This window comes from Mesorhizobium sp. WSM3224 (assembly GCF_000427725.1).
In the GTDB taxonomy this organism is placed as follows: Bacteria; Pseudomonadota; Alphaproteobacteria; order Rhizobiales; family Rhizobiaceae; genus Mesorhizobium.
This window is the reverse complement of the sequence record NZ_ATYO01000010.1, coordinates 135,496-147,418: the sequence shown is the minus strand read 5'-3', so window position 1 is coordinate 147,418 and position 11,923 is coordinate 135,496. Positions and strand designations below refer to the sequence as shown.

At 63.8% G+C, this 11,923-nt stretch carries 11 protein-coding genes; 7 read left to right on the top strand and 4 right to left on the bottom strand.

The genetic code is table 11. The features are described from left to right. Positions 1-87: 87 nt before the first annotated feature. Positions 88-1,047 carry a dihydrodipicolinate synthase family protein gene (locus tag YU3_RS0118765; RefSeq protein ID WP_027167709.1) on the bottom strand — a complete coding sequence of 320 codons (960 nt, stop codon included), beginning with the start codon at positions 1,045-1,047 and terminating at the stop codon, positions 88-90. Positions 1,048-1,147: 100 nt separating this feature from the next. Here YU3_RS0118765 and YU3_RS0118760 point away from each other — a divergent pair, with 100 nt between their 5' ends. The 5 genes from YU3_RS0118760 (at position 1,148) to YU3_RS0118740 (ending at position 5,958) form a co-directional block, all read left to right on the top strand. Next, entirely contained in the window at positions 1,148-2,188 is a 1,041-nt protein-coding gene (locus tag YU3_RS0118760) for a proline racemase family protein (RefSeq protein ID WP_027167708.1), read from the top strand. 193 nt (positions 2,189-2,381) lie between these two features. Then, positions 2,382-3,374, top strand: a complete 993-nt coding sequence (gene ftsZ, locus YU3_RS0118755; RefSeq protein ID WP_027167707.1) for a cell division protein FtsZ — start codon at positions 2,382-2,384, stop codon at positions 3,372-3,374. Positions 3,375-3,653: 279 nt separating this feature from the next. Further along, positions 3,654-3,941, top strand: coding sequence for a YciI family protein (locus YU3_RS0118750; protein WP_027167706.1), 288 nt, complete (start codon positions 3,654-3,656; stop codon positions 3,939-3,941). Positions 3,942-3,956: 15 nt separating this feature from the next. Then, the gene (locus YU3_RS0118745) at positions 3,957-5,018 is read left to right on the top strand and encodes a maleylacetate reductase (RefSeq protein WP_027167705.1); all 1,062 of its coding nucleotides are present in this window, start codon (positions 3,957-3,959) and stop codon (positions 5,016-5,018) included. A gap of 31 nt (positions 5,019-5,049) precedes the next feature. After that, entirely contained in the window at positions 5,050-5,958 is a 909-nt protein-coding gene (locus YU3_RS0118740; RefSeq protein WP_027167704.1) for an intradiol ring-cleavage dioxygenase, read from the top strand. Positions 5,959-6,135: 177 nt separating this feature from the next. On the opposite strand, the gene YU3_RS0118730 is transcribed toward YU3_RS0118740, so the two are convergent. After that, positions 6,136-7,632, bottom strand: coding sequence for an aldehyde dehydrogenase family protein (locus YU3_RS0118730; RefSeq protein WP_027167703.1), 1,497 nt, complete (start codon positions 7,630-7,632; stop codon positions 6,136-6,138). A gap of 269 nt (positions 7,633-7,901) precedes the next feature. Between YU3_RS0118730 and fghA the strand changes: the two genes are divergently transcribed. Then, a complete protein-coding gene (fghA, locus tag YU3_RS0118725) occupies positions 7,902-8,735 on the top strand; it encodes an S-formylglutathione hydrolase (RefSeq protein ID WP_027167702.1) in 834 nt (277 codons plus the stop codon). A gap of 43 nt (positions 8,736-8,778) precedes the next feature. Here the strand turns inward: fghA and YU3_RS0118720 are convergent, their stop codons facing one another. After that, positions 8,779-9,279 carry a peptide deformylase gene (locus YU3_RS0118720; protein ID WP_027167701.1) on the bottom strand — a complete coding sequence of 167 codons (501 nt, stop codon included), beginning with the start codon at positions 9,277-9,279 and terminating at the stop codon, positions 8,779-8,781. Positions 9,280-9,358: 79 nt separating this feature from the next. Beyond that, positions 9,359-10,564, bottom strand: coding sequence for an ROK family transcriptional regulator (locus YU3_RS0118715; RefSeq protein WP_027167700.1), 1,206 nt, complete (start codon positions 10,562-10,564; stop codon positions 9,359-9,361). A gap of 267 nt (positions 10,565-10,831) precedes the next feature. Between YU3_RS0118715 and YU3_RS0118710 the strand changes: the two genes are divergently transcribed. Next, positions 10,832-11,890: a glycosyltransferase family 4 protein gene (locus YU3_RS0118710; protein WP_027167699.1), complete on the top strand. Its 1,059-nt coding sequence runs from the start codon at positions 10,832-10,834 to the stop codon at positions 11,888-11,890. Positions 11,891-11,923: the final 33 nt, after the last annotated feature.

Sequence of the window (11,923 nt, the reverse complement as noted above, 5' to 3'; positions counted from 1 at the left end):
CGCTGCACACTTCTGGGCGACATGCATTAGGGCAGAGGCCGCCAATCGCCCAAGTTTCGATGGGATGGCGGCCTCAGGCCACTGGGCTCAGGCCGCGTATCTTGCCATCACAGGCTGACTCGACCACTGGGCGTACCAGGTATCGAACAGTTTGAGCTGCTGCTCGGCATAGCCGCGCTGGCTGTCGCTCAGCGCATCCGTCTCGTTGAAGTGCAGCCTGTATTCGGGATTACCCTTCAGCACCATCATGTGCTTGAAATAAAGCACCAGGTCCGGACCCTCGTCGAAGGAGGACAGCACGGCGAGCGCGGCGTCCAGTTCCTGCGCCAGCCGGCGCGCTTCTGCATCGCCCTTCGCCGCCGCCTTGCTGAGGCCGACCAGATGCAGCACTTCCTTCGGCAGCACGTTGCCGATGCCGGTGATCGCACCGGACGCTCCGCAATTGACGAAACCATGGAAGACGGCCGTGTCGACGCCGATCATCAGCGCGACCTCATCGTCGCGGCTGGTGATGTTTTCCGCCGCATAGCGCAGATCCGACGGGCCGCCGAACTCCTTGAAGCCGACCAGGTTGGGATGTTCGGCCCGCAGCGTGAAGAAGAGGTCGGCGCGTGTGGCAAAGCCGTAATAAGGGCTGTTGTAGATGACCGCCGGCAGATCGGGGGCGGCCGAGAGAATTGCCTTGAAGTGGTGGCGCTGCGCGGTGACCGAGGGCCCGCGCGACAAAACGCGCGGGATCACCATCAGGCCCCTTGCGCCGACCTTTTGCGCATGGGCGGCGTGAGCCACGGCGCTGGCCGTGTTGACCGCGCCGGTGCCGACGATGACCGGCACGCCGGCCTTCACCAGGCGCTCGACGCCTTCCATGCGCTGCTCGTCGGTCAGCAGCGGCCAGTCGCCCATGGAGCCGCAATAGACGGCAGCCGACATGCCGGCGGCGATCAATTCGCGCCCTTTGCGCACCAGCGCGTCGAAGTCGGGAAGCCGGTCATTGGTGCAAGGCGTCATCAGCGCCGGCATGCAGCCGGAAAAAACGTTGGTGGTCATTTCAGATTCTCCTTGAGGCTGGCATGCTGTTTGATCAGTTTGTCCCGAAGCAGCACCGCTTGCCAAGCGGATAGTCGCGGCCGACAGGGAGAAACAAACAATGCGCACCAAAACCAGCATCCGCGTCGTCGGCTGCCATGCCGAGGGTGAGATCGGCGATGTCATCGTCGGCGGTGTGCTGCCGCCGGCGGGCCGCACGATGATGGAAAAGATGATCACGATGGAGCGCGATCACGACCATGTAAGGCGCATGCTGATCTGCGAGCCGCGCGGCAGCGTCGCCCGGCATGTCAATCTCCTGGTGCCCTCGACGCGCGAAGATTGCGCGGCGGGGGCCATCATCATGGAACCGACCGAATATCCGCCGATGTCCGGTTCCAACACGATCTGCGTCGCCACGGTGCTGCTCGAGACGGGGATGGTGCCGATGCAGGAGCCCGAGACGCGCTTCAAACTGGACATGCCGGGCGGCGTCATCGAAGTGCGCGCCGAATGCCGCGACGGCAAATGCCTGTCGATCACCTTCCGCAACGCGCCCGCCTTTGCCGAACGCCTCGACGCCAACATCGAGGTCGAGGGGCTCGGAACGCTCACGGTCGACATCGCCTATGGCGGGATGTTCTACGCGATTGTCGATGCGGCCGCGCTCGGCTTCTCAGTCACACCCGACGAGGCCCGCGACCTGGCCGCGGCCGGCGAGAAGGTTCGGCGCGCGGCGCGCGAACAGCTCGATGTCGTGCATCCGGAATTCGACAATGTGCGCGGTGTGTCGATCGTGCAGTTCGCCATGCCGTTCCAGGGGCCGGGCAACGTCACGCGCAACACCTGCATCGTCTCGCCTGGACGCTCCGACCGCAGCCCGACGGGAACCGGCACCTCGGCCCGTATGGCCGTGCTGCAGGCGCGTGGCCTGATGAGCGTCGGCGATGTGCTGATCCACGAATCGATCATCGGCTCGCACTTCACCGGCAGAATTCTAGAATTGACTGAGATCGCCGGACTAAAGGCGATCGTTCCTGAGATCACCGGCAGGGCGTGGATCACGGGTGAGCATAACTACTATCTCGATCCGACGGACCCGTATCCGCAAGGCTATGTGCTGTCGGACACCTGGGGCACCTCGACCTCGGTGAAGCAGTAGCAGGATCCGGCCAGGCGGGACAGCCGAACTATCAGGCACCGCACTTGCACAGAATGTCAGCGGACCTTGCAGTGAGGCGTCTGCTCTGATTCCCTATGGCTGGTGGGGATCGCCTGATTCGTGTGCTCGTTGTTCCGGTTCCGCATGATCGTGCGGCAGGGCAGCAGGCGCTTTCGGTAGAAAGATGGAAAAAATGACCGACAAGCCGGAAATCCTGGAGATGAGACCCAAGATCACCGTCGTCGGTGTCGGCGGCGCCGGCGGCAACGCCGTCAACAACATGATCGCCGAAGGCTTGCAGGGCGTCGAGTTCGTCGTCGCCAACACCGACGCCCAGGCGCTCACCATGTCGAAGTCGTCGCGGCTGATCCAGTTGGGCGCGCATGTGACCGAGGGCCTGGGCGCCGGCTCTCTGCCCCAGGTCGGCAGTGCGGCCGCGGAGGAATCCCTCGACGAGATCATGGATCATCTGGCGGGAACGCATATGTGCTTCATCACCGCGGGCATGGGCGGCGGCACGGGGACGGGCGCTGCGCCCGTGATTGCGCGTGCCGCGCGCGACGCCGGCATTTTGACGGTCGCCGTCGTCACCAAGCCTTTCGTGTTCGAAGGCAAGCGCAGGACCCAGGCCGCCGAGGAAGGCATAGAACGCCTGCGCGAAAGCGCCGACACCGTGATCGTCATCCCGAACCAGAACCTCTTCAGGGTCGCCGATGCCAAGACCACGTTCGCCGACGCCTTTGCCATGGCGGACCGTGTTCTCTATGCAGGCGTCGGCTGCATCACGGATCTCATCGTCAAGGAAGGTTTGATCAATCTCGATTTCGCCGACGTGAAGTCGGTGATGCGGGACATGGGCCGGGCGATGATGGGAACCGGCGAGGCCTCCGGAGAGGGGCGCGCAAGGATCGCGGCCGAGGCGGCGATCGCCAATCCGCTCCTCGATGAAGCCTCCATGTCGGGCGCCAGGGGGCTGCTCGTGTCGATCTGCGGCGGCATGGACATGACGCTGTTCGAGGTCGACGAAGCTGCAACGCGGATACGCGAAGAGGTCGACGCCGATGCCGACATCATCGTCGGCGCCATCTTCGACCAGGCACTGGCAGGAAAGTTCCGTGTGTCCGTCGTCGCGACGGGTCTGCGCAAGAGCGCTGACATTGCGCAGTTCGAGCAAAGGATTGCCTGAAACCACGGCGATCTCTCGGCTGCGGTTGTGGCGACGGCGCGACGCGATCGCCTGACATCCGCTTCCGGCGCCGGATAATCGCCAGCCGCCACATGCCGCTGGCTGGCGAGGCTCTGCACGCCCTCCTGCAGCAAGCTTCGGCTGCGGATCCGGCCGTCGCATCTGTCCATATTGGACCAATTGACTGCCCTGTTGGACAGGAGCCGATTTAAATTCCGGTGGGGAGGAGTAGAACTTAGCGACGATCGATGAAGCGTCGCACCTACCCGGAGAACTATCTTGCTGTTTGCCGTGCACTGTCTCGACCATGCCGACGCGCTTCCGCGGCGGCTTGCTAATTATGATGCTCACAAGGCTTATCTTGCGGGTGGCCCGGTCGCGACCGTAATCTCCGGGCCGCTGGTCGCGGCGGACGGCGCAACCATGATCGGCTCGCTCTTCGTCTTTTCCGCGGACAGCATCGAGGAGGTGAAGACGTTCAACGTCGGCGATCCGTTCAATGCCGCCAATGTCTGGCGGAGCGTCAGCATCAATCCCTTCCTGTTGCGTGTCGACAACCGCGGCTGATGGGGGAGGGACTCGATGAAAAGCTTCGTCTACAACGGCCAGCCGGCACGCGTCGTCTTCGGATCGGGCACGATCGCGCGGTTGCCGGAGGAGATCGACCGGCTGGGGCTGAAACGCGTGCTCGTGCTGGCAACGCCGCCGCGGGAGGCCGAAGCCCGGCGTCTTGCCGGGTCGCTTGGCGGCACGGCGGCCGGCGTCTATGCCAAGGCGACGATGCATACGCCCGTGTCCGTCACCGAGGACGCGCTGCGGGTCGCGGCGGAGTTGCGGGCCGACGGGCTGGTTGCGGTCGGCGGCGGCTCCACGACGGGCCTCGCCAAGGCGATCGCATTGCGCACCGACCTGCCGCAGATCGTGATGCCGACGACCTATGCCGGCTCGGAAATGACGCCGATCCTCGGTGAGACGAAGGATGGCGTGAAAGTCACCCAATCAAGCCCGAGGGTGCTGCCGGAAGTGGTTATCTACGACGTCGATCTGACGATGACGCTTCCTGCCGCGTTGTCGGGAACAAGCGGCATGAACGCCATCGCCCACGCCGTCGAGGCGCTCTACGCCAGGGAGAGCAACCCGGTGATAAACCTCATGGCGGCCGAGGCCATTGGCGCATTGGTGGATGCCTTGCCGGTCATCGCCGAGACGCCGCATGACCGCGATGCACGCTCCAAGGCTCTCTATGGCGCCTGGCTTTGCGGCATCTGCCTTGGCTCGGTCGGCATGGCGCTGCATCACAAGCTTTGCCACACCCTCGGCGGCAGTTTCGATCTGCCGCATGCGCAGACCCATACGATCGTGCTGCCGCACGCGCTGGCCTATAATGCCCCTGCCGTTCCAGCGGTCATGGAAACCCTGCGGGCCGTGCTGAAGGCGGGCGATCCCGCGATGGCCCTCTATGATCTCGCGGGCCGGATAGGGGCCAGGCGCGCCCTGTCGGAGATAGGCATGCCGCCCGACGCGATCGACATCGCGACGGACCGTGCATTGGCCAATCCCTATTGGAACCCGCGAGCGTTGGAGCGGGAACCGATCCGGGCCCTTATCGCCCGCGCCTATACCGGCGAACCGCCGCAGGCCTGAGAACCCGAACGTCTCTGGAGGAATTATCGCCATGACAGGCACCACGCACGCTGCCCGACCGAAATATCCCTATTTCGAGGAAGAGACCTCGGTCGACGTGGTCAACGCGCGCATGGGACCGAATGTCGATCCGCGTCTGCGCGAGGTCATGACAGTGTTGGTGAAACATCTGCATGCCGCCATCAAGGAGATCGAGCCGACGCATGAGGAGTGGCTGCAAGGCATCAAGTTCCTCACCGATGTCGGCAGGATGTGCTCCGACTGGCGGCAGGAGTTCATCCTTCTTTCCGATACGCTCGGCGTCTCGATGCTCGTCGACGCCATCAATCACCGGCGACCGAACGGCGCCACGGAAAACACCATCCTCGGGCCTTTCCATGTGCCCGAAGCCCCGCGCTACGAGCACGGCGCGAGCATCTGCCTCGACGGCAAGGGCGAACCGATGGTGGTGCGCGGGCGTGTGCTCGACACGCAAGGCAAGCCAATCGCCGGCGCGCTGATCGACGTCTGGCAGACCAATGACGACGGCTTCTACGATGTCCAGCAGAAGGACGTGCAGCCCGACTGGAATCTGCGCGGCGTCTTCACCACGGACGCGAAGGGCGGGTACTGGTACCGCTCAGTCAAGCCGCGCTACTATCCGATCCCGGACGACGGACCGGTCGGCAAGGTACTCGCGGCGCTCGGGCGTCACCCGAACCGCGCTGCCCATGTCCACTACATCGTCAGCGCGCCGGGTTACGATCCTGTCATCACCCACATCTTCGCGCCCGATTGCCGCTACCTGGCCGAGGACGCCGTCTTCGGCGTGAAGGATTCGCTGATCGCCGATTTCACCAAAGTCACCGACCGGAAAAAGGCGAGCGAGCTCGGTTTCGATGCTCCCTTCTGGTCGGTCGAGTGGGATTTCGTCCTGGCTCCCAAGACCGCCGGAACTTGAACTTCCGTAGGCCCGTATCCGTCCAGCCCGAAGGAGAATGTCGGGATGAACGATCACAAGTTCCTATGGCGGCTGCAGTCGTGTTCGAACCAGGCGAATGGCTCGGTGCCTTGGCGAAGGCCGGAGGCGCAGAACGCCGCCATTCGCTGGCCGATCTCACCTGAATATCGACATAGCTCAGTCTGTCTGGATCCAGACCGCTTTCGTCTCCAGATACTCATGCAGATGCTCGACGCCGCCCTCACGGCCGTAACCGGACATCTTCATGCCGCCGAACGGCACGGCCGGGTCGATGGCGTGGTACATGTTGACCCAGACCGAGCCGGCCTTGACGCGGCGGGCAAGCCTGTGCGCGGTGCCGAGATTGGTGGTGAAGATACCGGCCGCCAGACCGTAAGGCGTTGCGTTCGCCCGCGCGACGGCTTCATCCAGCGTGTCGAAGGGCATCGCCGAGATGACCGGACCGAAAATCTCTTCGCGCGCGATGGTCATCTTGTCCGACACCGCGCCGAAGACGGTCGGCGCGATGAAGTTGCCGCCGTCATAGAGCTCGCCCGTCAGCCGCGAGCCGCCGGTGACCAGCTTGGCGCCCTCGTCGCTGCCCGCCTTGATGTAGCCTTCGACCTTGCCGGCCTGTCTTGCGTTGATCAGCGGTCCGATCTCGGTTTCCGCCTCGATGCCATGGCCGATGCGCAGCTTGCCGGCGAACTCGGCGACCCGGCGCACGAACTCGTCATGGATCTCGCGCGCCACGAACAGCCGCGAGCCGGCGATGCAGATCTGGCCCGAATGCACGAACACCGCCATCGCCGCGACCGGAACAGCCTTGTCGATATCGGCGTCGCGGCAGACGATGATCGGCGACTTGCCGCCGAGTTCCAGCGAAACCCGCTTGAGGTTGGTGACACCGGCGTGGGCGATCGCCTGGCCGGTCAGCGTCGAGCCGGTGAAGACGATCTTGTTGACGTCGGGATGCTCGGCTAGCCGTGCGCCGGCCTCGGCCCCGGTGCCGGTGACGATGTTGACGACGCCGTCGGGCACGCCTGCCTCCTGCATCAGCCGCGCGATCAGCAGCGGCGTCAGCGAGGCATCCTCCGACGGCTTCAGCACGATCGTGCAGCCGGTGGCCAAAGCCGGCGCTATCTTCCATATCGAGGCGGCGGTCGGTGCATTCCAGGGGATGATCGCGCCGACCACGCCGACCGGCTCGCGCCGCGTGAAGGTGACGATCTCGCCGGGAATGGAATTGTCGATCGCCTCGCCATGCAGCGCGGTCGCCATGCCGCCATAGAAGCGAAGCATGCCGATGACCCGGCGCCGGTTGGCCAGCGTGCGGGTGATCGGCAGCCCCATGTCGAGCGTGTCAGAGACGCTGAGCTCTTCCCAGTGCTTCTCGAACAGGTCGGCGATCCTGAGCAACACGCATTGCCGCTCGTAGGGCGAGAATTTGGACCAGAGGCCTTCGAAAGCCGCGCGCGCCGCGGCCACCGCCGCGTCGATATCCGCGGCTCCGCCACGCGGTACCGTCGCCAGCACTTCGCCCGTCGCCGGGTTCAGCGCCTGCAGCTCCTCGCCGGACTGCGCCGCGACCCACTTGCCGCCGATGAACATCGGCCGGAATTCGCCATGGTAGAGCGTCGTGGCCTTCGCCCTCGGGTCGAAGTTCAGCGTCATCTTCTCCTCCTCACGAATTCCGACGCGACTATTACTCCCGGCGCGGGCGACCTCAAACAAGGAAAGCTAAAAGGGCGTTCAGATAATCGGACTGTGCAACGCGCGCGACTTCCCCGATGGTTCCGGCAACGGAGGAAGCCCGCTCAGCGGGTGAAGGCCGGCGACATTGGCGAACTCCATTGCGCCGCCGTTTTGCGAGGCGCAAGGTTGCGCATGCCCGGGCCGACGGTTTATGCCGGATCGAGATTTCCCGACGAGAGGCAGAGTTGATGAAGGTCGTTTCCATCTCCAAATCGCATGGCGGCATTCAGGGTGTCTATTCGCATGCTTCCGAGGTTTGCGCCTGCGACATGACCTTCGCCGTCTTCGTGCCGCCCCAGGCCAAGGACGGGCCCTTGCCGGTTCTGTGGTATCTGTCGGGCCTTACCTGCACGCACGCAAACGTCATGGATAAGGGCGAATACCGGCGCCTGGCAGCCGAGCTCGGGCTCGTCGTCGTGTGTCCCGATACCAGTCCGCGCGGCGCCGACGTTCCCGATGAAAAGGACAATTGGCAATTCGGCTGCGGCGCCGGTTTTTTCCTCGACGCGACCGAGCAGCCCTATGCGAAGAACTACCGCATGTCCTCCTACATCACCGAGGAATTGCCGGCGCTCGTTGCCGCGAACTTCCCGGTCGACACGTCACGCCAGGGTATCTTCGGCCATTCGATGGGTGGGCATGGTGCGCTGACGGTCGCGCTGAAGAATCCGCAGCGCTACCGAAGCTGCTCGGCTTTCGCGCCGATCGTGCAACCCTCGACGGCCGGCTGGTCGCGGCCGGCCTTCGAAAAGTATCTTGGGCCGGACGAAAAAAGCTGGCGCGCCTATGACACGACGCTGCTTATCGAGGACGGGAAGCGCTTCCCGGAATTCCTCGTCGACCAAGGCACCGAGGATGGCTTCCTGCAGGACGGTCTTCGGCCATGGCTGCTCGAAGAGGCATGCAAGAAGGCAGGCATCGATCTTACCTTGCGCATGCAGGAAGGCTACGACCATTCCTATAATTTCATCTCGACCTTCATGGACGATCATCTGAGGTGGCATGCCCGCCGCCTTGAGTGATGTCGGCCGTAAAAGAGCGCGCTGCGGCCCTGCCGAAGGTTCACTATGACGCCCGCGCCAGCTTGCCGTAGCGTTTGATGAGGCGGTCGCGCTTCAGGCGCGATAGCCTGTGTGTCCAGAAGAGCCCGTCGAACTGGTCGATCTCATGCTGGTGGCAGACCGCCAGCAGACCCTCGGCGTCCTCGAATTGCTCTTTGCCTTCAAGATCCTGATAGCGAACCCGCACTCGGGCGTGTCGCTCAACCTCTTCGGTGACACCGGGCATCGAAACACTGCCTTCCGTATGACGGGTCATATCGGTCGAGGCCTCGATAATCGATGGATTTACATAGATCCCAGATTTGGAGGCCGAAGGCAGTTGGATCGCCACCACACGTTTCAGAACGCCTATATGCGGGGCGGTGATGCCGATCCCGGGCGCTGCGTGCATGGTATCGATGAGATCGCCCGCGAGACGGAATAACTCGATGTCGAACCGTTCGACGGGATCCGCGACGGCACGCAGCAGGGGATCGGGGAATTTTATGATCGGCCTGATCGCCATATCTCTTCGTCTTCGCAAGGTGGAAGGGCTACGGCGAAGCTTCCGAGCCTGACCGTTACGCACTTTTCCAGGAGTTACGCTAGCCCACCGGCTTCTGCAGAACGTCGAACTGCGGGTTGGTCTCCGAAAAGATCGGCAAGGCCGCGGCACCGAGGACGGACGTGTCCTTTCCTGCGGCGCCGACCAGGACGCGCGGCGTGACGCGGGCGCTGGTCGAGCTGACCGAGAGATGCAGTGGCTCGAGCCGGCCGGCCAGCGCCTCGATCACCGGCAGCGGCATGAAGCCGCCGAGCACGACGGTTTCGGGATCGAGCGCCATTTCGAGCACGTCGATCGCCTGGCGCAGCGGATCGACCGCCTTGGCCAGCCAGGCTTCAAAACGGCTGTCGCCATTCGCCAGAAGCTCTTCAAGCAGGTCGGGCGAGGCGTGGTCAGGATCCGGCAGGTCGAGACTGTCATAGGCCGCGCGCAGCGAGACATAGCGCTCCAGGCAGCCGCGCTTGCCGCAATCGCAGGGAAGGCCGTCAGGCCTGACGATGATGTGGCCGATCTCGCCGGCATTGTGGCGGCTGCCCTTGTAGAGATGGCCGTCGAGGAAAAGGCCGGCGCCCAGGCCCGTTCCGATGAACAGATAGACGAAGCTGTCGAGCTTGCGCGCAACGCCATAGAGCCGCTCGCCGATGGCGGCCGCGGTGGCGTCGTTCTCAACGGTCACGGCGATGCCGGTTAGCCGTTGCAGTTCTTCGGCTATCGGAAAATTCTGCCAGCCGGGCAACGCAGTCGGCCCAACCGAAGTCATGCCTTCGACATCGAACGGCCCGGGCATCGCCATGCCGATGCCGAGCAGCCTTGTCCGGTCGAGGCGGGAGGTTGCGATCAGGTCAGCGGAGATCGCGGCAAGCACTGGCATGGCCTCGGCGGGCGTCGGCCGGTCGACATTTCTCTCGACGCGGGCGCGCATGGTGCCGGAGAGATCGGTGACGACGCCGACGGCAAGCTGGTGGTCGAGCTGCAGGCCGATCGAATAGCCGCCATCGGGATTGATGGAGTAGGGGACGGCCGGCTGGCCGCGCGCGCCTTTCAACGTTGCTTCAGGCCGCAGCAGGCCGGCCTCTTCCAATTCCTCGACGATGTTGGAGATGGTCTGCGACGACAGCGCCGTCTGCCTGGCGATCGCCGCCCGCGACAGCGCGCCGTTGGTGCGGATCGCTTCGATCACCACACGCCGGTTGTGCGATTTCGCCTGTTCGAGATTGGTGCCGGAGATGGCTTTCTTGAGAGTCATAAGGTAGCAGTTGCCAGTCGCGGAAACTGTAAAGTGCCACTTTAGGAAATCAAGTTGATTTAATTATACTGGCGGCAACCAACTGAACGCCTGGGCCGCCGGTAAGGCCGGCATATCGACGTATCGGAAATATCGGCCGCCTGGCGCGATGGCTCAGGCGAGCGCGTCGTGGCAAAATCGGCGGCTGACGGCATGCCGCGGCCAATTGGGCAGGAACGATCTCGCGGTTGACGCATTTTGCTTCGCGTCAACCGTTTGAGGGACTCGATGCGCATAGCCCATGTCGCGCCGCTTTACGAATCCGTGCCGCCGAAACTTTATGGCGGGACCGAACGGATCGTTTTCTACATCACCGAAGCGCTGGTCGAGCTCGGACATGATGTGACGCTGTTCGCGAGCGGCGACAGTGAGACGTCGGCGCGGCTGGTGCCCGGGCGCGACATGGCCATACGCCTCGACCCGCGGCCGAAGAAATCGGAGATCGCCGCGCATCTGGCCATGCTCGCCGATGTGCGCGCGCGCGCTGGCGAGTTCGACGTCATTCATTTCCATCTCAGCCATTTCCTGCATTTTCCGCTTTTCGAGCAGATCGCGGGGCGGACGGTGACGACACCGCATGGCCGGCTCGACTATGTCGACCTGGCGCCGGCCTACAAACGCTTCCCGCGTTTCCCGATGATCTCGATTTCGCACAGCCAGAAGCGGGGTTTGCCGGATGCGAACTGGCTCGCCACGATCCATCACGGACTGCCGCTCGATGCCTATCGACCGACCTACGAACCACAGGCAAAGGAGCCGTATCTCGCCTTCCTCGGCCGCTTGTCGCGCGACAAGCGGCCGGACCGCGCCATCGAGATCGCGCGACGGTGCGGGTTGAAGCTGAAGCTGGCGGCCAAGATCGGCGATGACGACCGGGCCTATTTCCGCGATAACATCGAGGCGCTCATCGACGGCGACCGCATCGACTATGTCGGCGAGATCACGGAGGGCGAGAAGGCCGGGTTTCTCGGCAACGCTGCGGGCCTCCTGTTCCCCATCGACTGGCCGGAGCCATTCGGCCTTGTCGCGATCGAGGCCATGGCCTGCGGCACACCTGTGATTGCCTGGAACCAGGGCGCCCTGCCGGAGATCGTCGACAATGGCGCTACCGGCTTCGTTGTGGATAATGTGGACGATGCAGTCGCGTCGATACCCGCGCTTCTCGATCTCGACCGGCGGCAGGTAAGGTCGGTCTTCGAAGAAAGGTTCTCGGCAACAAGAATGGCGCGCGACTATCTCGCTGCCTATATGCGCCTGACCGGCATGCCGGAGGCTAAGGCCTCTTGACCTTGACCGCCCTGGGTTGGGGGGCAAACGAAG